The 22,428-nt window shown below is 56.9% G+C and carries 21 protein-coding genes; 6 read left to right on the top strand and 15 right to left on the bottom strand.

What is annotated here, in order from left to right; translation table 11 throughout:
• Nucleotides 1-81: 81 nt before the first annotated feature.
• Both AC6CHO_RS04790 and AC6CHO_RS04785 read right to left on the bottom strand, forming a co-directional pair.
• Nucleotides 82-543, bottom strand: a complete 462-nt coding sequence (locus AC6CHO_RS04790) for a DUF3817 domain-containing protein (RefSeq protein ID WP_498213954.1) — start codon at nt 541-543, stop codon at nt 82-84.
• A gap of 586 nt (nt 544-1,129) precedes the next feature.
• The gene (locus AC6CHO_RS04785; RefSeq protein WP_498214136.1) at nt 1,130-1,492 is read right to left on the bottom strand and encodes an ArsR/SmtB family transcription factor; all 363 of its coding nucleotides are present in this window, start codon (nt 1,490-1,492) and stop codon (nt 1,130-1,132) included.
• Between the two features lie 321 nt (nt 1,493-1,813).
• Here AC6CHO_RS04785 and zapE point away from each other — a divergent pair, with 321 nt between their 5' ends.
• The 6 genes from zapE to AC6CHO_RS04755 all read left to right on the top strand — a co-directional run bounded on the left by zapE (nt 1,814) and on the right by AC6CHO_RS04755 (nt 6,439).
• Nucleotides 1,814-2,866: a cell division protein ZapE gene (gene zapE, locus AC6CHO_RS04780; RefSeq protein ID WP_498213953.1), complete on the top strand. Its 1,053-nt coding sequence runs from the start codon at nt 1,814-1,816 to the stop codon at nt 2,864-2,866.
• Nucleotides 2,863-3,504, top strand: a complete 642-nt coding sequence (def, locus tag AC6CHO_RS04775) for a peptide deformylase (RefSeq protein WP_498213952.1) — start codon at nt 2,863-2,865, stop codon at nt 3,502-3,504. The genes zapE and def overlap by 4 nt, the downstream gene beginning before the upstream one ends.
• Complete coding sequence (locus AC6CHO_RS04770) at nt 3,504-4,355, top strand: putative RNA methyltransferase (protein WP_498213951.1); 852 nt, start codon at nt 3,504-3,506, stop codon at nt 4,353-4,355. The genes def and AC6CHO_RS04770 overlap by 1 nt, the downstream gene beginning before the upstream one ends.
• A gap of 103 nt (nt 4,356-4,458) precedes the next feature.
• A complete protein-coding gene (locus AC6CHO_RS04765) occupies nt 4,459-4,935 on the top strand; it encodes an NfeD family protein (protein ID WP_444663897.1) in 477 nt (158 codons plus the stop codon).
• A gap of 50 nt (nt 4,936-4,985) precedes the next feature.
• A complete protein-coding gene (locus AC6CHO_RS04760; RefSeq protein WP_498213950.1) occupies nt 4,986-5,906 on the top strand; it encodes an SPFH domain-containing protein in 921 nt (306 codons plus the stop codon).
• Nucleotides 5,907-6,091: 185 nt separating this feature from the next.
• Nucleotides 6,092-6,439, top strand: coding sequence for an RNA polymerase-binding protein RbpA (locus AC6CHO_RS04755; RefSeq protein ID WP_060701601.1), 348 nt, complete (start codon nt 6,092-6,094; stop codon nt 6,437-6,439).
• A 180-nt stretch (nt 6,440-6,619) separates the two neighbouring features.
• Here AC6CHO_RS04755 and AC6CHO_RS04750 read toward each other — a convergent pair whose 3' ends face one another.
• The 13 genes from AC6CHO_RS04750 to arc all read right to left on the bottom strand — a co-directional run bounded on the left by AC6CHO_RS04750 (nt 6,620) and on the right by arc (nt 22,312).
• Nucleotides 6,620-7,348 carry a polyprenol monophosphomannose synthase gene (locus AC6CHO_RS04750; RefSeq protein ID WP_060701600.1) on the bottom strand — a complete coding sequence of 243 codons (729 nt, stop codon included), beginning with the start codon at nt 7,346-7,348 and terminating at the stop codon, nt 6,620-6,622.
• 412 nt (nt 7,349-7,760) lie between these two features.
• The gene (locus AC6CHO_RS04745; RefSeq protein ID WP_498213948.1) at nt 7,761-9,359 is read right to left on the bottom strand and encodes an amidohydrolase; all 1,599 of its coding nucleotides are present in this window, start codon (nt 9,357-9,359) and stop codon (nt 7,761-7,763) included.
• A 62-nt stretch (nt 9,360-9,421) separates the two neighbouring features.
• Nucleotides 9,422-12,205: a DEAD/DEAH box helicase gene (locus tag AC6CHO_RS04740; RefSeq protein ID WP_498213947.1), complete on the bottom strand. Its 2,784-nt coding sequence runs from the start codon at nt 12,203-12,205 to the stop codon at nt 9,422-9,424.
• 29 nt (nt 12,206-12,234) lie between these two features.
• Nucleotides 12,235-13,101 (bottom strand): twin-arginine translocase subunit TatC, encoded by an 867-nt coding sequence (gene tatC / locus AC6CHO_RS04735; RefSeq protein ID WP_498213946.1) that lies wholly within the window; start codon nt 13,099-13,101, stop codon nt 12,235-12,237.
• Nucleotides 13,102-13,109: 8 nt separating this feature from the next.
• Nucleotides 13,110-13,325, bottom strand: a complete 216-nt coding sequence (gene tatA / locus AC6CHO_RS04730) for a Sec-independent protein translocase subunit TatA (RefSeq protein ID WP_060701596.1) — start codon at nt 13,323-13,325, stop codon at nt 13,110-13,112.
• A 32-nt stretch (nt 13,326-13,357) separates the two neighbouring features.
• Nucleotides 13,358-13,717 (bottom strand): hypothetical protein, encoded by a 360-nt coding sequence (locus AC6CHO_RS04725; RefSeq protein WP_498213945.1) that lies wholly within the window; start codon nt 13,715-13,717, stop codon nt 13,358-13,360.
• Nucleotides 13,718-13,720: 3 nt separating this feature from the next.
• A complete protein-coding gene (locus tag AC6CHO_RS04720) occupies nt 13,721-15,718 on the bottom strand; it encodes a helix-turn-helix transcriptional regulator (protein WP_498213944.1) in 1,998 nt (665 codons plus the stop codon).
• Nucleotides 15,719-15,811: 93 nt separating this feature from the next.
• Entirely contained in the window at nt 15,812-16,207 is a 396-nt protein-coding gene (locus AC6CHO_RS04715; RefSeq protein WP_146275123.1) for an FKBP-type peptidyl-prolyl cis-trans isomerase, read from the bottom strand.
• A gap of 33 nt (nt 16,208-16,240) precedes the next feature.
• Nucleotides 16,241-17,179, bottom strand: a complete 939-nt coding sequence (locus AC6CHO_RS04710) for an FKBP-type peptidyl-prolyl cis-trans isomerase (protein WP_444663914.1) — start codon at nt 17,177-17,179, stop codon at nt 16,241-16,243.
• Nucleotides 17,180-17,297: 118 nt separating this feature from the next.
• Nucleotides 17,298-18,671 (bottom strand): Pup--protein ligase, encoded by a 1,374-nt coding sequence (gene pafA, locus AC6CHO_RS04705; protein ID WP_498213943.1) that lies wholly within the window; start codon nt 18,669-18,671, stop codon nt 17,298-17,300.
• A 76-nt stretch (nt 18,672-18,747) separates the two neighbouring features.
• Entirely contained in the window at nt 18,748-18,933 is a 186-nt protein-coding gene (locus tag AC6CHO_RS04700) for a ubiquitin-like protein Pup (RefSeq protein WP_060701591.1), read from the bottom strand.
• Between the two features lie 65 nt (nt 18,934-18,998).
• Nucleotides 18,999-20,615, bottom strand: coding sequence for a depupylase/deamidase Dop (gene dop, locus AC6CHO_RS04695; protein WP_498213942.1), 1,617 nt, complete (start codon nt 20,613-20,615; stop codon nt 18,999-19,001).
• Nucleotides 20,612-22,312 carry a proteasome ATPase gene (gene arc / locus AC6CHO_RS04690; protein WP_498213941.1) on the bottom strand — a complete coding sequence of 567 codons (1,701 nt, stop codon included), beginning with the start codon at nt 22,310-22,312 and terminating at the stop codon, nt 20,612-20,614. Before arc ends, dop begins: the two co-directional genes overlap by 4 nt.
• Nucleotides 22,313-22,428: the final 116 nt, after the last annotated feature.

Raw genomic sequence — 22,428 nt, 5'->3', positions numbered from 1 at the left:
TGCCTCTAACTTGGAAAACCAGTCCGTGCAGTCAGGGCCGGAGAAGACTGGCCCAAAGCCAGGTGCTCCAACAGGAGCTGATCAGCTTCGGCCACCTGGAGGGCCCATGACCAGCATGGTGGAAAAGACCGCGACAATCAGGACAAAAAGCGCGATGGATGAAAGAACCGGTCGCGCAACAAGCCAACGCATTGTCGGATCCGTCCAACGCTGATCTGCCGGATGTTCACTGGCTTGAGTGCGCCAGGAGCCAATAAGTTTGCCTCGACGCTCGAGCCAACTGTCAAAAGGAACAGTCAAGTACGGAATCACGGATGTTGCTGCGGTGCCGAGAATTAGCCTCTTGCTCCAGCGCTGATTCATGCCGACCAAAATGGAAGTGGCAATGTATGTAAGGAAGACGAAGCCGTGGACGAAGCCTGCAATCGATACCGGCCAGTCACCGACTTTCACTGCGTACTTGAGAACCATTGCGATAATCAATAACGTCCAGGTGATCGCTTCTGCACGAGCAACCGTACGGTATAGGGCGCTTGGTGACATAGTCTTGCGTCAGTCCTTGAAAGATAGGGGAGTGCTACGTCTTTAGTAGCTCCTTCTAGACTAACCTGACAGGCACCCTGCAAAGCTCCCAATTCGGAATTGGTCGGCGCATCGCTGACGCTCTAGCAGTCGCCATCCCGGGTTTCGATGCTGGCCGAAAAGTTCGATGCAAAGATTTTTGGATGCAGCCGCGTTTCCAGGAACACTCCAATTTATTGCTGCTGGCTGAGTAGCCCTAAAGCCCGCGACTCTAAAAATAATCGGCAAGATTGCCGGTTCGGCTGATGTTCAAAAGCACTGACGTTGAGTTCCGGAGGTTCCAGCGCACACGTCTGCACATTGGAATCGTTACAAGCAACCTCCGAGGCATCTCCATTGCCAACGGACCCGTTGGCCGCAAACGAACCGGTGGGTGGCAATTTCAAGTGTTTTGTTCTGATGAGGCGAATATCAGAATCGTCCGAGGGAAACTGGACTATTGGGGAGTGCCAGATTTCCACTACTTTACATAATGTAGATTATCGGCTTACCGATAACCTGCGCGAAAGTAGTGCAGATACCAGCTAATCCGCCTATTAATGCTGCCTCAATCGTCTGTGGAATCCGAAGCACCCTGCAGCTCAAGTCGGTGCGCTGCAAAGTCCAAAGTTTGGCGAATAAACTGGCGGGAAAGCTCATCGTGCATTGAGTAGATCACGTGACGGCCAGACTTTTTAGTTTGCAGGACCCCGGCGGTCCTCATGCGCGAAAGCAATTGGCCGGCCACTGTCGGGCTGACACCTATCAGCTGTGCGAGCTCAGACAATGTCAGATCGTTGTCGCACAGCGCCCAGAGCATTTGAAGCCGCAATGGATCGGATAATGTCTTGAGAACGGTCACCGTCATATCCAGCAGATCACTCGATATGATTTCTGCTCGCGCCCTCGGGACGCTATATTCACCAGTCATCACGAACACTCCCTGAACCCATGGCATCAACTCCTCGACCAATCAGCCTTTCACAAACTGCTTGCCGAGTGTGTCCATTATGGACTTACCCGCTGGAAAAGCGATAGGCGTAGCGAAAATTCACACCGGCCAGCCTTCGGCGAGCCCTTGCCTGGCGCAACTCCCCTGAATAAATCATCCGAAATGAATTGAAGGTTTCAACACCTGACTAGGTATTTTGAATATTTCTCAGGCTTGTGAACGGCAGTGCAATGATGGTGTCAAGAATTGATAGATCGCCTGTGAATTGGATGCCGCATCCGCGAATGGCAAAATTTAGTTATGCCCGAACCGTCGTTACGAAATTCCGCAAAGAATGCACTGGCCAAGCAAATCCTGGATTCCCTGGCTGCAGAAGGAATTATCGCTGATCCTACCCAGCAACAGCTCATCGACGTTCTAGGCAAGACGGTCGGACCAGCCTCGAAGAACGCCCCGCAAGGCGCCTATATCTACGGCCCGCCCGGTCGAGGGAAAACGGTTATCGCCAATTCGTTGGTTGCGCATCTCCCGGCGCACAGCACTAGGAGATTTCATTTCCACGAGTTCTTTCACCAACTGAACTCCCCCAAAAATCGCGTCCCTGGCCAGCCACTTGGCGCCATTTTTTCTCAAGGGCTCGAACGGGAACTGGCTGGCATCCAGGTGCTCATCTTCGACGAATTCCACTGCACGGAGCCAGGCGATGCCATGTTTATGGGAAAACTGGTCAAGTACTGCAAGCAACACGATATTCAATTGGTGACCACGTCCAACTACGAGCCTGAGAAGCTGCTTGACGACGATGCCTTCCACCATTTGGTCAAGCCAATCATCGAGTCCATCCGTGCTGATTACGAGGTATTTGAACTGGATCATGCGCTGGACTACCGTCTACGGAAGGCAGACATGGAGGGCGCCACTTCCGGGTATCGCAGTGGTTCACTGACCCTGCTCCCCCAGCAGGCGCCTAGCGACTCGCTCGAAATATGGATAGAAATCGGATACGACCGAATCGGTCCGGCCCGCCAAGCAGGCGAAGCTATTTGGATTAGCTTCGATCAAATTTGCAGGACCCGGCGCAATACCGCGGATTATCTGGAACTTGCCACCCGTTTTCCGCGGTGGCACATCACCCAAATCCCATCCAGCGAACTGATGCCAATGGATGAAGAGCGCCGTCTCGCGAACCTGATCGATGTCTTCTACGACAAGGACATTGAAGTTCATTTGTACGCCGAGGACGACTTGTCCCAATTGGGCCATATGCTTCATGCCACCGAAAAGGCGCGATTGACCTCGCGGCTAGCGCAGCTACACCGCCACGACATAGAACGGACCACTGTTTCTCCATGAATCCTGAATACACCAACCAAGAGATCCAAGCGCTCGTGCTCGCAGTGCTAGAAACAGCTGACGACAATCTCGTCCTGCCTATCGTCCAGCTTGGCCACCCAGTACTTCGGCAGCAAGCCGTTGCCTACACCGGACAGCTGGATCAGCCCCTGCTCGAACGGCTTTTAAGCGCCATGCGCCAAACCATGTATCACGCGCCGGGTGTAGGGCTAGCTGCACCGCAGGTAGGTATTCCGCTTCAGATCGCAGTGCTTGAAGATTTGTACCCGGTACCAGAAGCGATTGCCGCCGAACGCGAACGCGAACCGCTGGAGTACTTCGAAATTTTCAACCCGTCGTACGCCGCCACCTCCGATCGCGAAGCCGTGTTTTATGAGGGATGCTTGTCGTTTGAAGGCTTCCAGGGCGTTGTTACTCGTCCTGCCGATATCACGGCAACTTACGAGGACCGCGGCGGAGCGCAACATTCACGCGCGTTCAGTGGCTGGCAAGCACGAATCGTGCAGCACGAGACGGATCATCTCAGCGGGGTCGTCTACGTTGATAAGTCGGAAACGCGCTCGCTGATCAATGAGCAAGAACTATGGCGCCACGAAAGTCTGGACGTCAACACCGCCAAGAAGGTACTGAACTTCTGATGCCCAACATCGACACCACCGTCACCTGTCCCGTCTGCGACATGCCGTTGCAGTTCAGCGACGAAACGAGGAAGTCGCTGCGCTGTGTCTCCAGCCATCGCTTCGACGCCGCAAAACAGGGCTACTTCAACTTCCTCACGGGCAAGGGAACCAATTTCCTTGAAGACACCTCGGCCATGGTGCAGGCACGAGAGGCATTCCAGTCGAGCGGACACTACGCCCCGCTAGCAGGCAAGCTCTCGGAACTTGTAGGGAAATATCGCCAAGGATCTACCCTGGATCTGCTCGACGCGGGCGCCGGCACAGGCTACTACCTGAACCAGATCCTCAACGCTACAGCCAACTGCCAGCATGATGCACTGGCGTTGGATATCTCCCGGTTTGCCATGCGCCGTGCCGCGAAGCTGCCCAGCACCATGGCTGTGGTGTGGGACGTTTGGCGGCGATTGCCGTCGGCCGATGCCTCGCGCGATGTGGTGCTCAACTGCTTTGCTCCGCACAATCCAGCCGAGTTTCGCAGAGTCCTGCGTGAGGACGGCGTATGCATCGTCGTCACCGGCGAACCCGATCACCTGAACGAAGTGGTCGAGCCATTGGGCATGCTCTCTGTTGCTGAAGGGAAATTGGCTGCCCTGACGGAAAAGTTTGCGGCCGAGCATCTGGCGCACAGTGAAACTCAGCACCTGAGCTATCAGATGGCGTTGAACGACGAGGACCTGTACAACCTGGCCTTCATGGGCCCCGCGGGACACCACCTCTCCCCCGAAACTTTGAGAGACAAAGTCCGTTCCCTCGGCAACCAGCAGGTAACAGCATCCTTCGGAGTACACGTTTTCGTCCCTGAGGCATAGAAAATACCCCAAAATGACTACTACTTTCAGGCCCGGGATACGGCAGAATGTAGGAAAGGCCAAAGCTTGTGGCCCTTGTCCTATGAGAAATTAGGTGGATTCCATGACTACTGCGGAATGGATCATAAGTAATGCGTGGGTAATCTGGCTTGCGCTGTTCTTGCTCTTGGCCATTATCGAGATGCTGTCACTCGACCTTTACTTCATCATGCTGGGCATAGGTGCTCTTGGAGGGGTCACGGTAGCCCTGCTCAATGGCCCGCTGTGGTTGCAGGTAGTTGTCTTCTGTGTAGTTTCGCTTTTGATGATCCTGCTCGTTCGGCCCATCGCCGTTAGGCATTTGAAAAAATCACCGGCCGGATTCCGGTCCAATATCGAGCGATTGATCGGTGCGGATGCGCTGATCCTCGAGCCCACCTCTCGGATCTCTGGCTCAGCCAAGATCCAGGGCGAAATTTGGTCCGTTCGCGCAGAGTCGAATGTTCCGACGATGACCCCTGGAACCTACGCCGTGGTTTCCCGCATTGATGGCGCAACCGCATATCTTTCCCCGAAGCCCGAAGACCCAGCTGACAGCTGATTCCTTCTCGACTTTTTCATCACCCCGCACAATGAAAGTGAGTACGAACCATGAATTCTAATGGTTTTGGCGTAACCGTTGTGCTTGTCGTTCTGGCGATCTTCGTGATCGTCGTTCTATTGCGCAGCGTGCGAATCGTGCCCCAGGCACGTGCCGGCATTGTTGAACGCCTCGGCAAGTACAACCGCACCTTGAATCCTGGCCTGACATTGTTGATCCCGTTTGTGGATCGTCTCTTGCCTCTACTTGACCTGCGCGAACAGGTGGTCTCCTTCCCGCCACAGCCAGTGATCACCGAAGATAACCTTGTGGTCTCAATTGACACCGTGGTTTACTTCCAGATCACCGAGCCACGTGCGGCAACCTACGAGATTGCCAACTACATCCAGGCTGTGGAACAGCTGACCACCACCACCTTGCGTAACGTCGTTGGTGGATTGAACTTGGAAGAGGCCTTGACCAGCCGCGACCAGATCAACGGCCAGCTGCGCGGAGTTTTGGACGAGGCCACCGGCAAGTGGGGTATTCGAGTTTCGCGTGTCGAGCTGAAGGCCATTGATCCACCACTGTCCATCCAGGACTCGATGGAAAAGCAGATGCGTGCAGAGCGTGACCGCCGCGCCGCCATCTTGACCGCCGAGGGTACCAAGCAGTCCTCCATCCTCACCGCTGAAGGCCAGCGCCAGGCAGAGATCCTGAAGGCAGAAGGTGATGCGCAGGCATCGATCCTGCGTGCTGATGGTGAAGCCCAGGCTATCCAGAAGGTCTTCGACGCAATTCACGCTGGCCGGCCAGATCAGGAGCTGCTGGCTTACCAGTACCTGCAGACCTTGCCGAAGCTTGCTGAAGGCACTTCCAACACGCTGTGGGTCATCCCAAGTGAGCTGACCGAGGCATTGAAGGGTATCGGCGGAGCGTTTGGTGGCAACACGTCTCCAGCAACGCCTCCTGCTCCTGGCAGCGACGTGTAGCAGCAGCTGGTTTCATAACTAGATAGCAGTTAGCGGCGAGGTGCAGACCATGCACCTCGCCGCTAACGCGTATAATGGATGTTTTGGTACCTGAAGATTTCAACGCTGCTTGTTGGCTGGAATTATTTTTCGGTGCCAAACGTTGGTACGTGTAGCGAATTCTTTTAACATCGCGGAGGGAAATCATGAGCGATCGCAGCCTACGAGGCATGCGCCTGGGTGCACAGAGCATGGAATCTGAGGCAGGTGTGGAGCCGGCTGCCCGTCAGCGCGTGGAATACCGTACCGAAGACGGCGAGACCGTCTTTGTTGTCTTTGCAGCGGAAGCTGAAATTCCAGCCGTCTGGCACACCAAGACCGGCAAGGAAGCCAAGCTTGTCCATGGCGAAGCCCAGATGGAAGAAGCTAACAATGAGAAGCCAGTCCGCACCCACTGGGATATGCTCCTGGAGCGTCGCAGCGAAGAGGAGCTGGAAAAGACTCTGGCAGACCGCCTGAAGCAGCTGCGTGCAGCTCGCGGGGAAACTGTCTAGCACTTCCCCGATAAGCCGCTGGCAAGCCCAGTGCCGGCTTGAGGGAATATTCGAGGGCTGGTTCCACAACCATTGGTTGTGGAACCAGCCCTCGAATGTTTTCAGCGGGCAGCGGCACCGAGCTGAAAACAGAATTGGCGCGCACCGGGTTATCTCCCGGCACGCGCCAAATCATCAAATCTACTTCTTTGAAGTCAGCTTCTTCCAACGAGCGCCCAAACCCCAACGGGTTACATTCCACATCGCTTCGAAGACGATGTTACCGCTCATCTTGGATGCCCCAAGTTCTCGCTCCACAAAGGTCACTGGAACCTCGACAATCGTCTTGCGCAGCATGGCCACGCGGAAAGTCATATCTACCTGGAAGCCATAGCCGCGCGATTCAACAGCATCGAAGTCGATGGCCTCCAGGGTCTCGCGCTTGAAGGCACGGTACCCGGCAGTGATGTCGCGAAGCGGAAGTCCAAGCATCGTGCGGGAGTAGAAGCTGCCGCCACGGGAGATGATCTTGCGCAGCAGCGGCCAGTTGACTACCTCGCCACCCTTGACCCAACGTGATCCGATGACCAGGTCGGCGCCAGCGGCGCTTGCCTCGAGCAAACGTGGAAGCTGTTCCGGCATGTGCGAACCGTCGGCATCCATTTCAACCAGGACATCGTAGTCGCGGGCCAGTGCCCATTCGAAGCCCGCGATGTAGGCGGCGCCGAGACCGTCCTTGCCGGTGCGGTGAAGCACATGGATGTTTGAATCATCGGCTGACATCTTGTCAGCAAGTTCGCCTGTGCCATCCGGTGAGTTATCGTCAACGATCAATACATCCGAATCCGGAACTGCGGACCGCAACCGCCCTACGGTTAGCGGGAGCGACTCCAGCTCGTTATAGGTCGGGATGATTGTAATGACGCGCACTCGGCGACACCTTTCTGGGTATGCAACATAAAAGCTCTCTCCCAAAACCCGAAAGCTGGAGATCCAGCGAAATTTGGTAGCGGGAAGAGATAGTCCAAATTCAAAGTATAGTCATCAATTGTTCGCCAGATCATTGAAGACACTGCCTAAAACAACGATCCTCAGTGACTTCGGCCCTATTTTGCCCGCAAGTAGCGCGCAAAATGTTATCTAAGGTCACTGAGGATCGTTGTTTAAACTGCGTCGTTTCGAACGCAACGCTTGAGCATCGCGAAGAGGCGCTTACCTCAGCCTAGTGGGTAACCCACCTAGGCTGTCAACCATCTAATGACTTCAGCCTTTATCTAGACACCACTAGTCAGGGCGTTCTTGATGAAAATTTTTAGGCTAAGGTCAATGGTTTCTCTTTAAGCTAATTGACCTGCTCTAGATTGTCGAAGATCGTAATTCCGGCACGAACGGTGCGCAAGCACTGCGGAATTTCCTCGTCAACTACCGGCAGCATTGGCGTACCTGCGCGAGCGTCCGTGCTCCACGAGCTAATGCGAACGTCCGGGGTCTGCACAGCAAGTTCCGAGGCAGTCCACACGGCGAAAGTTGCCTGTGCGCCAATAGCCAGCTGGCCAGCTAGCGGATTCATCTCGCCCATGGCACGGTACGTTGACCTGGTTTGGGCCAAGAAAGCGGCGCGTGCCGAAATGCGTGCTTGGGCATTGGACATGTTCATCGCCGCGCGCACTACTTCCCACCCGTCGACCTCGGTCACCGGAGCATCGGATCCAAGAACCATTGGAACACCAGCTGAAAGCATGGCCGAAAGGTTGTTCATCGTTTCGGCGCGCTCGCCCAAACGCTGTACGTACATTCCGTTCGAACCGCCCCATGCCTTATCGAATACCGGCTGCATGGAAACGGTGATGGCATATTGCAAAAGCCGTGACCGAGTTGGCTCATCGACCATCTCCACATGCTCCAGGCGGTGTCGGCCCATCTGCACCTTGGACACGCCGATTTGTTCGGCGGCCAGATCAAAACCGTCAAGAACCACATCCAGTGCGCCATCTCCGATGACATGGAAGGAGGCTTGGATGCCGCGGGTGCTGCACGCTACCAGATGTGCTGCAATTTCTTCCCTGTCCAGGTACAGCGTGCCACGCTCCCCGGAGCGGTCGCTGTAGTCTTCGCGCAGGTAAGCCGTGTGGCTGCCCAGGGAACCGTCGACTTTGAGATCTCCGCCCAGGCCCAAGAGCCTGCCTGATGGAAATGATGCATAGAGCTCATCGGCGGCATCGGCATCGCTGACCAGTTCGCCCCAGTAGGCATAGACCTTCGGCAGGTTCGGCTGATCGTCGGCCAAAAGCTGGTCCAAGGCTGCACGACCCTCAAGTTGCGGCGCGGCCATTTCCACTACGGTGGCAAAGCCCCGTGACGCGTAGTGCGCCAAGGCCAGTCGCTGGAATTCGTGATCGGCCTTTTGCGCCTTGGCCAGGGCCAAGCGCACCTCGTCATGATCGTTGCCGGCGACGAGTCCGGGCTTCAAATCGCCCAGCCCCAAGAAGTCCAGGAGCTCCTGGTTGACCAGGGCGCTGTGAACATCGCGGCGGGAGAGGTAGTATGCCCGGCCGTCAGCGGCGCTGGTGAGGTCGTTTTCGGCAGGCAGTTCCTGCTGCGCCCAGCCGGAGTTGTCCCAGCCCTGGGCCAGGACAACCTTGCTGGATTTCTGGCCCTGCACCGCGACCAGAGCCAACAGCGCGCTGGCTGATGTGGAGGAGCTCAGGTCTCCCCCAGCCAATGTTCGGCCCAGGGCCGCAAGGTGAGTGTGCGATTCGACGAAGGCCGGAGTCACCAACCCGCCGCCCAGATCAACAATCTGGTCAGCCGATTCGGCGTGGCGATCCGCGGCGTCCTCACCGCCTAGCCAGGAAATCGTATCGCCATCCACAACCATTGCGGTCGCAAATGGGTCCGCGGCGGAATAGACTGCCCCGTTTCGGTACAGTGTTTTTGCCATCAGCGTGCTCCCTTTTCTCGTGCACCGATTAGATAAGTATTTATTGTGCTGGGCACGGCGGGCTAGGCCAGCACGTTCGAGTAGGCCACTACCCCGCGCTTGACCTGGTCGGCTGCCTTATACGCGTTGCGCACCAGCATCGGAGGCAGGTCGGAATTCTTGGCGAATTGGTCCAAGGTATCAATGACCTGCTTGGCCCAACGCACAAAGTCTCCTGGTGCCATGTCGGTTCCGCGCAGTGCGCTATTGAGGCTCGAGCCCCGAGCCCACTTGTACATAGGCCAGATCAGTCCGGATTCAGGTGGTGCGGTCGGGTCCAAGGCCAGCGCCTCTTCGGCATCCGACAAGTCGCCCCAGATTTTGATCGTGGTATTCCAGATGTCGGCAACCTTGTCCGTGGGCATCTTCGGATCCGGGCGATCGCCATCCCGGCGCGCCTGGTACACCAGGCTCGCGACGACCGCGCACAGCTCCTCGGAATTGAGCTTGCTGAGCTTTCCGGTCTCGAGGATCTGGCTCGTTAGCAGATCGCGTTCTCCGTAGATCCTGCGCAATCGCCGGCCCGAGTCGGTGAGCGTGAAATCATCACCTTCACCGGAGGGCGTGAGGTATTCGAATTGTTCAAGCACCTTGCAGACCTTGTCGAACTGCGTGGCAATCGTATTGGTCCGCCCGCGAATGGCGCGGCGCGCCTTGTCCGTGTCCTTCTTCAGCTTCCAATACCGATCGGCCCAGCGCATATGCTGGTCCTTCTCGGAACAGGCATGGCATGGATGATCCTTGAGTTCCAGGCGCAAGGCGTCGATTTCCCGTTCGAAGGAATCCGCGCCATCGTAATTGAAGCTTTGCGCATCCACGCGTGGCGGGCGCTGGTCATGAACGGCGTTGCGCAGCGAGGAGGCCAAGTCGCGGCGTTCCTTCGGTGCCCGGCCAGTGAACCCCTTGGGAATCCTGATCCGCGAAATGATTTCGACCGGTCCGCTGAGGTCCTCGGACGACAACCGTCGCAGCTGCCCGTCTTCTGTCAGCACCGTATGCCGCGGGTTGTACATTGCGGTATCGAGCTCCACCACCACAGCACGCCCAAAGCGGCGTCCTCCCGGAAGATCGACGACATCACCGCGGATCACCGAGTGGAGGGAGCGTTCTGCGGCGGAACGGCGTTCGGCGCGGCGGTTCTTGGCCGCGTTCTTTTCCAGTGTCGACAAATTTCGCTGGAGCTTCAGATACTCGGTGAAATCGCCGAGATGGCACTGCATTGATTCCGCGTAGCCGGCCAGTGATTCTTCCTTGGACCGGACCTGGCGGGCCATACCGACAACCGAGCGGTCTGCCTGGTACTGGGCGAAGGATGATTCCAATATCTGGCGGGTTTGCTCCCGGCCGAACTGGGCCAGCAAGTTGGTCGACATGTTGTAGGTCGGCCGGAAAGAAGAATTCAGCGGATAGGTTCGCTTTGAGGCTAGTCCGGCCAGGGCTTCGGGTTCGAGGTCCGGATTCCAAATAACGATGGAGTGGCCCTCGACGTCAATGCCTCGACGCCCTGCGCGGCCGGTCAGCTGGGTGTACTCGCCAGAGGAAATCTGCACATGGGACTCGCCGTTGAATTTGACCAGCTTTTCCAGAACCACGGAACGTGCCGGCATGTTGACGCCCAGGGCCAGGGTTTCGGTGGCAAAAACCACCTTGATGAGGTTCCGGGCAAACAGGTCTTCGACTATCTCTTTGAAGATTGGCAGCAAGCCGGCATGATGCGAGGCGAAACCGCGGATCAGCCCATCGCGCCAAGCCCAGAATTCCAGGACATCGAGGTCTTCGCCGGGAATCCGATAGGCGACCTCGTCCAGTGCCTGTGCGATTTCTGCGGCTTCCTCATTGGTGGTCAGCCGCAGGTCCGCCATGGCGCATTGCTGCACTGCCATGTCGCAGCCCTTGCGGGAGAAAATGAAGAATATGGCCGGCAGCAGCCCGGCCCCGTCCAGTTTGCCGATCACCGATGGACGGTTGACCCGCTGGCCCAAGCCCGAGGCCCGTTGCGGGCCGCGGCTTCCCTTGCCTCGTCCGCGCTGGACACGACCGCCTGCATTGAGGGTGCGAACCAGCTTTCGAAGTTCAGGGTTGACGCTCGCCTTGGACTCGCCCCCTGCCACCTGGTCGAATGCGACGTCCTCAGCGAAGAGGTCGACAACATTTGGTCCCACCATGACGTGCTGGAAGAGCGGCACAGGACGGTGCTCGGAGACGATGATGTCCGTTTGCCCGCGCACGGTGTCCAGCCAGCCGCCGAATTCCTCGGCATTGGACACCGTAGCGGACAGCGAGATGATCTGAACGTTCGAGGGCAGGTGAATGATGACTTCTTCCCACACTGCACCACGGAACTTGTCGGCCAAGTAGTGGACCTCGTCCATGATGACGTAGCCGAGTCCATCAAGGGTCTGCGAGTCCGCATAGAGCATATTGCGAAGGACTTCGGTGGTCATCACAACGATCTGCGCTTCGGAATTGATCGATGTGTCACCCGTGAGCAGGCCGACGCTCTGGGCGCCATAGCGATTGACCAGTTCAGAATACTTCTGGTTGCTCAGGGCCTTGATCGGAGTGGTGTAGAAGGCCTTGCGGTTTTCACGCAGTGCCTGGAAAATCGCGAATTCACCGACAACGGTCTTTCCAGCACCAGTTGGCGCGGCAACGAGCACGCTGTGGCCCTCGGTGACTTTCTTGCAGGCTTCGACTTGGAACGGATCAAGATCGAAGGAGATGCTTGCGCGGAAGTCAGGTAGCGCGGTGCCGAGTTCGACCTGCCGTGCCTTGGAATTCGCGTATCGTTCCGCGGGTGAAGTCACTTGTGGCCGTTCGCTTTCTTGACGGTTAATTACAACTGTGAATTAGGTTCGTCGATGTGGCTCGGAGCATCGATTGTCGACGAATCCCCCTTGGCCAGTCGCTCATTTTCAGCATCCTGGGCGGCTTGCTTCTTCGCACGCTTCTTGTCGTTGAAGTAGCAGAATACTGTTGCCGCAGCGAAGGTCAGGAACAGCGGCCCCGCCAGCGCGAACATCGTGATGGCATCGCCACCCGGAGCAGCCATCGCAGCCACCACTGCAATGAGGAAAACGGTGATACGCCAATTCTTCAAAATCATCTTGGCAGATAGTACGCCCACCATATTCAAGCCCACCATCAGCACCGGAACCAGCATGGCCAGCCCGAAGGCAAGCAGCAAGCGCATGATGAATGGCAAGTACTCGTTGATGTTGAACAGTTTATCGGAATTCTCCGGAGCCAAGCTGATGAAGAAATGAAGGGCGAAGGGCAACACGAAGTAGGCCATGGCAACGCCGCCGATAAACAGCGGCACCGAGACGGCAACGAAGCTATAGCTGAGTCGGCGTTCGTTCTTTTTCAGTCCTGGGACGATAAATGCCCACAACTGATAGAGCCATACCGGGGACGAAATGAGAATTCCGACAAAGAGCGCGACCTTGATCATGATGTCGAAAGGCGACATCACGGCCGTGAAATTGACTGATCCCCCAGCTGCCTGCACTGGAGCGATGATGAGCTCCAGCAGCCAGTCATAGATGAAGAATCCAGCCACGGTGCCCAAGGTCAGCGCTATGAGCGATTTGAAGAGCCGGTTTCGAGCTTCAATCAGATGCTCTTTAAGAGACATCCGGCCTTCGTCGTCTTTGACCCGCTTCTTCTTATTGCGCGGTGTCTTATCGTTATTTGTTGCCACAGATAAGGTTACGAGTTGTTCTTTTCGTTAGGATTCTGTTCGTTGACTGTCCCGTCGACAGTCTCCGATTTTGGATCGTCATCCTTCATCTGGCGAACTTCAGATTTGAAGATGCGCAGCGACTGGCCCATCGAGCGAGCAAGGCCCGGAAGCTTTGGCGCGCCGAAAAGCAGCAGTGCCAATACGATAATGATGACCAGATGCCATCCCTGTAAACCACCCATGTGATTTCCCTTCTCTCAAGTTAAAGTCTACGTCAGAACAGGCGAAGATCGCGCATGTTCTGGGCTTGTCCTCGTTCGGTTCGACGGGCGACTCTGCGCAATCTGCGCGCCTCAATGCGTTCTGCTTGACCTTTGTCACGCAGCTTGCGGATCTTCTCGGGATCGCTGTGCGTTGCATCTGTTCCGTGGGGATAGCGGCGTGGATTCGGCGCGTATTCCACGACGGTGCCGGGACGACTCAGCCCTTCGCCAATCTGATCGGCAGCAGCTCCTAGACCTTCAACGACAGCCATTCCCCGCTTGAATAAGCGGAATCCAGCAAGAACCGCTACTAGAAGCGTCGCCAATACGAGCACCGTCCACAACAGGACCCAAAACCACCAAGGAAGCATCTACTAATCCTCATACATTCCGATAGCCTCGTCCAACCACAGCACGACTTGTTCGCGCGTAGCGTCAGGACTGACCACAGCCAGTTTACCGCTGTGCCGAGCCACCAGTGGAGCGGCCACTTGATGATCGGAGAAGCGTACCGTCGCCAAGTATCCATTATCGACTTTGCCCGTGGACCAAGAAATAGGGTGGAAAGCTTCTACAACGGGCAAGATTTCCGCATCAACAAAGAGCACGACCTCAAGGTCATCCGAACTCGCCTCATATCGAATCAGGACGTCCTGCTGGTCTTCGTGCCTTGTTGACGGAACGTAATGTTCATCTAGCGTTTGGGCACTTAAAATCCGATCGACACGGAACGTCAGCATATTTTCCCGTTTTCGGCACCATGCGCGCAGGTACTGGATGGACCCGTCTTCAATCATCCTCACCGGTTCAACGTCGCGCAGCTGATGGGTGCGCGAGCTGGCAGAGTAGTAATCGATGCGTAGCACTTCATGCTGCCGAACAGCCTGGACTAGCTGGCGCGGGATGTCGCTTTCGCGTGCCTTGGACAGCGCAAAACCCAATGCGCCGTTCCAGCCTTCAAAGCGGGCTACGGCTGAGTTGACCTTGGCCAGAGCAGAGTTCAGGATATCTTGATGCTCAAACTCCGGGATGCTCGCCAAGGCATTAAGGCCGCCAAGAACAGCGACGGCTTCCAGCGGTGCAAGCTTCTGCGGTTCAGCCAATAGTGCCGCGTTGGAGATCGTGACGGTATCCGAATCAAGGTCTCCGTCATTAACATTGATCAATTCGTCGTGTTGTCCATTGGGGACACCGCACATCATGATCATGGATAATTCTTCGCGGACCTTGGCCACGCTCATTGAATAGCGTTCGGCGAGTTCCTGGATTTCCACGGCGCCATGGGCAACGACATATTGGATCATGTCGATATTGCGCATCACCTGGGTGGTCGTCGTTCCGCGTCCGGCAGCCCGGCTGGGCCGGAACTTCACCTGGGAATAGGCATCCAAGCCCTGCTGTGCCAGTTGCGAGGCTTTGGCCGCGGAGAGCAACCCGCGAACTTGCTCGGCCAATTCTGCTGGCTCGAGTACTTGGACTGCCGGCCCGTACGCGGCAAGTTCGGCTGCAAAAGAGTGCGGATCCGAGTAACCGATTTGAAGCTCTGAGCTGGTGCCGCGTCCGTTCAGGGACTGCGCGCGCAACGGAATTGCCTCATCACCGCGCAGCTTGATGGTTGCGATATATCCCGGGTGCCTCAGGTCAAAGTCCAGGAGCACCTGGTTCATTTCAAAGCCCTCGGGGCGCGGATGATAGACGCTCCCCGGCCCGTTGTGCCGGTGGTTGCTGAGCTTGCCCTGCACTCGCGAGAGCCGGAAGACCCTCGAGTCGCTGCGGGTGTGGTCGTAGCCTGTGAAATACCAGTTGCCGTAGCGCTGCCCAATCCCCCACACGTCAACGATGCGTTCCGTTTTTGAGCCTCGAGACGAGACATAAGTGAACTTCAGCGTCTTGCGGTTGAAAACTGCCAGCGCGCAGTCGCGGAAATTCGGCTCATCCATGGACAAGCGGGGCACCAGAGATCCTGCCAGCGGTGCCACCGGCGACACGGCATCGGCGTGGCCGGTAACCCGGGCGGCCGCGTTCAAGCCCAGCGACTGGAGCTTGGTGTCTTTCCATAGGCTCGCTGCCAGGGCAACGACACCGGCTTCAGACGGACTGAACGTGACCGGGGGCAGGAACCAGTCGGTCGTATCAATGCTGTAATAGGGAACGCCGTCGATCGTTTCCTTGTCCAGCTGCAGTCCGAAGTCATTGCGGATGTCGTCTTTGAGCCGGTCAAGGGCCTTTTCCCGAGTATCGGCCGAACCGTCAGGAACGAGATATTCCCCAATGCGTTCTGCATTGAACTTCCGGGATTTGGTCGCCAATGCATAGATCAGGCTGGTTAGGCGTTCTGCTTTGCTCGGACCACTGGATTGCTTTATGCTCACTTGTTTAGACTAACCAACTTTTACCTTTAAGCATGACTTTTAAGACAGCCAAGGCCCCGATTGTTATATCGGGGCCTTGACGCCATCAGCTATTTACTTGGTGCCGATGAGATCTACTACGAAGATCAATGCCTCATTTGGGGCGATGGCGCCGGGAGCGCCACGCTCGCCATAGGCAAGGTGGGAGGGGATCTCCAAGCGGCGGCGGCCACCGACCTTCATGCCCAGCAGTCCCTGGTCCCAGCCCTGGATGACCATGCCAACCCCAACTGGGAAGTCCAGGGTCTGTCCACGGTTCCAGGACGAGTCGAATTCTTCACCGGTCGACCAGGCAACACCAACATAGTGCGCCTGAACGGTGGTGCCTGGGGTTACTTCGGCGCCGGTGCCCTCAACCAGGTCGGTGATGACCAGCTCTTCTGGTGCGTCGGTGCCCGGGAAGTCAATCTCAGGCTTGGTGCGGTCGTAGTTGCGTTCTCCGAACGACATGGTCACGGCCTTTCTCAGTCGTGGTTTAGGTGTCTACTTGCTGTCGCCAGCAGTAACAGATTCCAATTCTACGTAGAAGACCAGGGTGCCGGTTGGCGATCCGCTCTGGGAAGAATTTCCATAGGCCTTATCGGCCGGAATGGTCAGCAGTACCTTGGAACCGGCCTTCAGGCCGGTCATGCCTTCGGTCCAGCCCTTGATGACCTGGTTGAGACTGAATTCTGTGGCCTCGTCCTTGTCGAAGTTGCCATCGAATTCTTTGCCATCTGCCCAGGTAACGCCGGAGTACTTGGCCTTGACCTTGGAGGTCGCGGTGGCGGCTTCGCCCTTGCCCTCTTCCAGAACGTCTACTGCAAGATCCTTGGGAGCTTCAGTGTCCTTCGGGATGGTGATGGTTGGCTTGCCATCGGTGACCTTGACAGTTGGAAGCTTGCCTTCCTTCTTCTGCTTGGCCACTTCATCCTTGCTCATGGTTCCGCTGGCAGCGGTGCTGTCTTCAACGTGCAGCACGATGATGCGCTCTGCTTTTGCGCCCTCTTCAGGTTCTGCAATGCTGCCATCAGCCTGCTGGGTGCCTTCGACGCTGGAGTAGGCGATCCAGTCTCCGACCTTTGACTCGACCAAGCGGTCGTAGAGTTCAGGCATCTGCTGCTTCATGCTGTCGTCGACAGTCATCGGGGTAGCTTGGCCGGTGAAGTTCTCGCCGGCGTTCAGCCCATCGATGGCTTTGTAGAGACCCGACTTAATCGAAATGGTATCGCCTGGGTTGATCTCAGCGCCGTCGCCCTGTTCCAAGGTGACTGCCTCGTCCTTGTCGGTGACAAAAGGAGTGTCGAAGGAAACTTCTGGAGCGGTCTTGTCATCTGACGCTGGCTTGACCGAGATCGAAGACAGATCCGAGGATGAACCTGATCCACAAGCTGCCAGGGCTAGAACCGAGGCGGTAGCGCACAATGCCAATACTTTTCGCACGTATCTACTTTCGTTGAAGTCAAAATTGAAAATTTACGCAGATACCCATCATCTGGGTATCAAACTCACTGCTACAACCCTAGGGAAGATAGCTGTGAAAAGTCTTTCCGCCCGCTGGTCAAGATCGCTGACTCATCAGGTCAATGAGCTTGTCAACCTCAGGGTCGCTGGTCGCGAACGGATCCTTGCATAGAACGATGCCACCGGGCTCGTCCTCATATTTCATATGAACCCAGTCTGCACTGTAGCGCCGGCCATGGGCACGCGCGGCACGAATGAATTTGCTCCTGATCGCGGCGCGTGTCGTCGCTGGCGGATTGTTGACAGCCTCGCGAATGTCGGCATCGCTGACCACGCTGGAAGCCAAGCCGCGTCGCTTGAGCACATGGAATAGCCCGCGGGCAGGATCGATATCGTGGTAGGTCAAGTTCAGCTGCGCCAAGCGTGGCGATGACAATGGCAAGGAGTTCTTCTGGGCATACCCGTGAATCAGCTTGTGCTTGATGGCCCAGTCGATGTCCTGGTCGATCAGCGAATAGTTGCCGCTTTCAATCGCAGTCAGTGTCCGTTCCCAAAGTTCAAGCACCCGCTCGACCTGATCGTGATGCGCTCCGTGACGGGCGACGAACTCTTTCACCGATTCAAGGAGAATCCATTGGATCTGCAGCGCGGTCGGTTCGTCGCCGCCCATCAGGCGCACGATTGTTTGGCCGTTGAAGTCGTGGGAAATCTGGCGAATTGAACGGATCGGGTTTTCCAGCCGCAGGTCATGGTAGATCTCGCCGGATTCGATCAGTCGCAGGACAAGATCGGTGGCGCCGATTTTTAGCAGCTGCGTGGTCTCGCTCATGGACGAGTCGCCCACGATGACGTGCAAGCGCCGGTGGTACTCTGCATCGGCGTGTGGCTCATCGCGCGTATTGATGATCGGGCGCGAGCGCGTCGTTGCCGAGGATACGCCTTCCCACATATGGTCCGCGCGCTGGGAAAAGACGAATTTCGTCTGGTCATCCTCGGCGATCAAGTGCCCGGCCCCGCACAACAGCTGCCTGGTGACCAGGAAGGGAATGAGCATGTCGGCAAGCCGCTTGAATTCGATCTTGCGAGGAATCAGATAGTTTTCATGGCAGCCATAGGAATTGCCCGCCGAGTCCACATTGTTTTTGAACATGTAGATCCGGCCCTCGTGACCTTCTTCAAGCAGCTGGTCCTCAGCCTGGTCCACAAGGTCGAGCATGAAGGCCTCGCCGGCACGGTCGTGGGCGATCAACTGCTTGAGCTGGTCGCATTCGGCCGTGGCATATTCGGGGTGGGAGCCGACATCCAAATACAGCCGCGATCCATTCTCCAGGAAGACATTGGAGCTTCTGCCCCAATTGACCACTGGTTTGAACAGATGCCGTGCAGCATCCTCTGGAGTCAGCCGGCGTCCGTCAGACGGGACATAAGTCAGTCCGAATTCGGTTTCTAGCCCGTAAATTCTGCGATCCACGCGTAGTTACTTCCCCTCGCCCGCGGCGTTGCCTAGTCTCATGCCAGTTGGTGGTTGCGTTATGCCCGCAGTGGTTTTACTGACCGCCCTTTTGGACGAATCCGCGGACGAATTCCTCGGCGTTGGACTCAAGGACCGAGTCGATCTCGTCGAGCAGGTCATCTACGCCAGCGGACTGCCCGGTGGTGTTGGCCTGCACCTGCTCGGTTTCAGCTGCCTGGTGCTCGGAGCTGCGGCGGGCTGAGAAGCTTTCCTGGGTCATCATATTCTCCTAAAATTTCTGAATCCCGGAATTAGGTCCCGAGACTCATACCTATTCTGCGCTGTTTACCTGCGCCTCGCCAATTCGTCGATGAATTCCGAAATCTCCAGTTCAGCATCGAACAAGTCGCCAACGCTCTGGCGGGTTCCATGCAAGGGTTCGGGCATGTGGAATCGGCTGATCTTTCGTGCGCCGGGAACAGCGAAAGACAGTGCGTCCCAGTTGGCGGCAACCACGTAGGGTGCGTAGCGTTGCAACGCCATTCCGCGCAGGTATGCGCGGGTGTCCTGGGGAGGAGTGGCAACCGCTTGATTGATTTCTTCCTGGCTGAACAATGTTTGGATCGCGCCGCGCGCAGCGAGCCGATAGTACAGCCCCTTGTCGGTGCGCAGGTCCGCCCATTGCAGGTCCATCATGGCAACGCGCGGGTCAGCCAGCGAGAGCTGATGCCTTTGGGTAAACCCGCTGATGAGCTTGTACTTGGCGATCCAATCAACTTGATCCGCTGCGTCCATCGGGTCTCTTTCGAGAACTTCGAGCATCTGTGCCCACCGGGTCAAAATCTCGGTGGTGTCCGGATCGTCAATGCCTCGTGCGGCACAATATTTTTCGCTGGCTTCCAGATACAGCCTCTGGATTTCTATGGCCGACAGTTCTAGCCCGCCGCGGAATTTCACTCGTGTCTTGAGACTAGGGTCGTGGCTGATTTGCTGCAAAGCCCGGACCGGGTCAGCTAATTCGAGAGCTGGTGCCATATTTGCCTCGATGAGCGAAAGCACCAGGCTGGTGGCTCCAACCCTGAGCAGGGTGGAAATCTGCCCCAGGTTGGCGTCGCCAATGATTACGTGCAAGCGACGGTACTTGTCCCAGTTGGCGTGCGGCTCATCGCGCGTGTTGATGATCGGGCGATTGATCGTCGTTTCCAATCCAACTTCAGCTTCAAAAAAATCAGCACGCTGCGAAATCTGGAATTCCGCTTTCTCGTTGAGCATGCCTTGGCCTACACGCCCAGAACCGCAGTAGATTTGGCGGCTGACAAAGAACGGGGTCAATCCGCTCACGATGGAGGAGAACTCAACGGAGCGCGGAACCAGATAGTTCTCGTGGGCGCCGTACGATACCGACTTGTTGTCAGTATTGTTTTTGTAGAGCAATAACTCGCCGCTGCCCAGCCGCTGCGCTGTTTGAGCGGCGCGGCGCATGACTTCGTCTCCTGCCTGGTCCCATAAAACGGCGGCGCGCGGCGTCAGCGATTCAGGGCTGGAGTATTCGGGGTGGGCATGGTCAACGTACAGGCGTGCACCATTTCCCAGCACCATGTTCATCACGACATCGGTAGCGTCCTTCTCCTGGTACAAGGTGGATCCCAGCCGCGCATCATTGCCATCCAGCGCAATGGACTCGGCAGTCCAGATGCCAGGCTCCTCTAGCCCTGGCTCCACGTCCGTTAGCTGGCTTGGGTGTGCTTGGTCCCGGTCCATTTCAAAACCGCGGGCATCCTGCAAGGGAGACTCGTCGGCGTAGTCCCAGCGCGCTGCGGTCGCAGTGGAACTTTGCTCGGCCACAAGTTGCGCGTAGGCATCAACGATTTGAGCCGAGAGGACCGTGGCGTTGGCATTGGGCATTTGTGGACGAATGATGCCGTACTCGGTTTCCAGCCCGACGAGGCGATGCGCGCTCATGAGGCGGCCTGGCGGTTGACCAAGGAGCGGATATTGCTGATGCGTTCGCCCTTGCGCCCTGAGATTCTGGCCCAGTCATCTGGATTGGTCGTATTGGGCATATCTTCGTGTTCCGCGAATTCCTCTCGTACTGCTCGAAGTAGATACTCCATCTTCAGGCCGCGCTCACCGGTGGTGATCAGTGCCTTGATCGCGTGCTTTTTGGCACGGTCCACGATGTTGTGGATGACGGCGCCAGAGGCGAAGTCCTTGAAGTAGAGGATTTCTGTTTGCCCGGTCACGTAGGTGACTTCCAAGAATTCGTTGATGCGCTCGGTGGAGTACATCTCGGAGACAGTGGAGTCGATCATCCGGCGAATCGTCGCTTCGCCATTGCCTGCGTCGGACGCCAATTCGGATTCGTGCAGCGGGAGGTCGGTTGTCAGGTATTTGCTGAAGATTTCGGTGGCTCCCAGTGCATCTGGCCGGCGAATCTTGATCTTCACATCAAGCCTGCCTGGACGCAGGATGGCGGGATCAATCATGTCCTCGCGGTTCGACGCGCCAATGACGATGACGTTATCCAGTCGTTCCACGCCATCAATTTCGGCCAGCAGCTGGGGAACGATGGTGGTTTCAACGTCGGAGGACACACCCGTTCCACGGGTGCGGAACAGGGCTTCCATCTCGTCGAAGAACACCACAACCGGATCGCCGTGCAAGGCTTTCTCGCGGGCCCGGGCGAAGATCAGGCGGATATGGCGTTCGGTTTCGCCGACGTATTTGTCCAGCAGCTCAGGTCCCTTGATATTCAGGAAGTAGCTACGCGTGCTGGTGCCTTCCTTGCGCTCAACCACACGCTGGGCCAAGGAATGGGCGACGGCCTTGGCAATCAGGGTCTTGCCGCAGCCCGGAGGGCCATAGAGCAAAATGCCCTTGGGCGCACTCAATCCATGCTCTCGGTACAAGTCCGGATGGGTGAAGGGAAGCTCAACCGAATCCTTGATGGCCTCGATCTGCGAGTTCAATCCGCCGATATCGGAGTAGGAGATTTCAGGGACTTCCTCAAGGACCAGCGATTGCATGTCGGTGAGCTGCACGCGGCTCACGGCCATGCCGCTTCGAGAATCAACGGTCAGCTGATCGCCGACTCGCAAGTGCGTCTTACGCAGGGGTTCCGCCAGCTCGATAACACGCTGGTCATCGGCGTGTGCCATGACCACGGCCAAGTTGTTCTCCAGCAGTTCCTTGACGGTGACCAGCTCGCCGGTTTCCTCAAACCCCAGGGCAGCCACCACAACCAGGGCTTCATTCAGCAATACTTGCTGTCCGATGAGGACGGAGTCGAAGTCCATGAGCGGGCTCACCGTTACGCGCATTTTGCGGCCCGAATAGATCACGTCGACAGCCTGTACGCCGGTGGACTCGATGCCTTGCCCGGCTGCCGGGTGCTGGCGCGGGTGCTTGGCCACGACGGTGCCGTAGCTAAATGGCGTGTCGCCGTCCTTTTCCAGGGCTGTTTTCAAATTGATGATTTGTTCGCGCGTGGTTTCAAGCAGCGCGACCAGCCGCTGGTTGTTTCCGCTGAGCCCGGCAAGTTGCTTATCGAGGTTGCGATTTTTATCGCGCAGCACATTGACTTGGCGTTCAGTCATCTGAAGCCGTTCGGCCAATTTCTCTGCCTCGTGATTTTCGTTCACGTTCCAACTCCCCCACATTCAACGTCGCTGGTCAGTGAGGATCCAGCGAGGTTTTGCCGGTGCTCAGCGCACCGCTTTAGTCCCATCCTAAGAACTTCAGGCCCCGAGTGCAGAACACCCGGGGCCTGAAGTCA

This window comes from Glutamicibacter sp. GQ173, from assembly GCF_059759215.1.
Note: the sequence above shows the minus strand (reverse complement) of the source record. Positions and strands in the feature narration are given on the sequence as shown.

Bases quoted from the DNA above. Each gene is read 5' to 3' on its own strand.
- AC6CHO_RS04790 (WP_498213954.1), bottom strand. From the start codon at position 543: ATGTCACCAAGCGCCCTATACCGTACGGTTGCTCGTGCAGAAGCGATC.
- AC6CHO_RS04785 (WP_498214136.1), bottom strand. From the start codon at position 1,492: ATGACTGGTGAATATAGCGTCCCGAGGGCGCGAGCAGAAATCATATCG.
- zapE (WP_498213953.1), top strand. From the start codon at position 1,814: ATGCCCGAACCGTCGTTACGAAATTCCGCAAAGAATGCACTGGCCAAG.
- def (WP_498213952.1), top strand. From the start codon at position 2,863: ATGAATCCTGAATACACCAACCAAGAGATCCAAGCGCTCGTGCTCGCA.
- AC6CHO_RS04770 (WP_498213951.1), top strand. From the start codon at position 3,504: ATGCCCAACATCGACACCACCGTCACCTGTCCCGTCTGCGACATGCCG.
- AC6CHO_RS04765 (WP_444663897.1), top strand. From the start codon at position 4,459: ATGACTACTGCGGAATGGATCATAAGTAATGCGTGGGTAATCTGGCTT.
- AC6CHO_RS04760 (WP_498213950.1), top strand. From the start codon at position 4,986: ATGAATTCTAATGGTTTTGGCGTAACCGTTGTGCTTGTCGTTCTGGCG.
- AC6CHO_RS04755 (WP_060701601.1), top strand. From the start codon at position 6,092: ATGAGCGATCGCAGCCTACGAGGCATGCGCCTGGGTGCACAGAGCATG.
- AC6CHO_RS04745 (WP_498213948.1), bottom strand. From the start codon at position 9,359: ATGGCAAAAACACTGTACCGAAACGGGGCAGTCTATTCCGCCGCGGAC.
- tatA (WP_060701596.1), bottom strand. From the start codon at position 13,325: ATGGGTGGTTTACAGGGATGGCATCTGGTCATCATTATCGTATTGGCA.
- AC6CHO_RS04725 (WP_498213945.1), bottom strand. From the start codon at position 13,717: ATGCTTCCTTGGTGGTTTTGGGTCCTGTTGTGGACGGTGCTCGTATTG.
- AC6CHO_RS04715 (WP_146275123.1), bottom strand. From the start codon at position 16,207: ATGTCGTTCGGAGAACGCAACTACGACCGCACCAAGCCTGAGATTGAC.
- AC6CHO_RS04700 (WP_060701591.1), bottom strand. From the start codon at position 18,933: ATGACCCAGGAAAGCTTCTCAGCCCGCCGCAGCTCCGAGCACCAGGCA.
- dop (WP_498213942.1), bottom strand. From the start codon at position 20,615: ATGAGCGCGCATCGCCTCGTCGGGCTGGAAACCGAGTACGGCATCATT.
- arc (WP_498213941.1), bottom strand. From the start codon at position 22,312: ATGTGGGGGAGTTGGAACGTGAACGAAAATCACGAGGCAGAGAAATTG.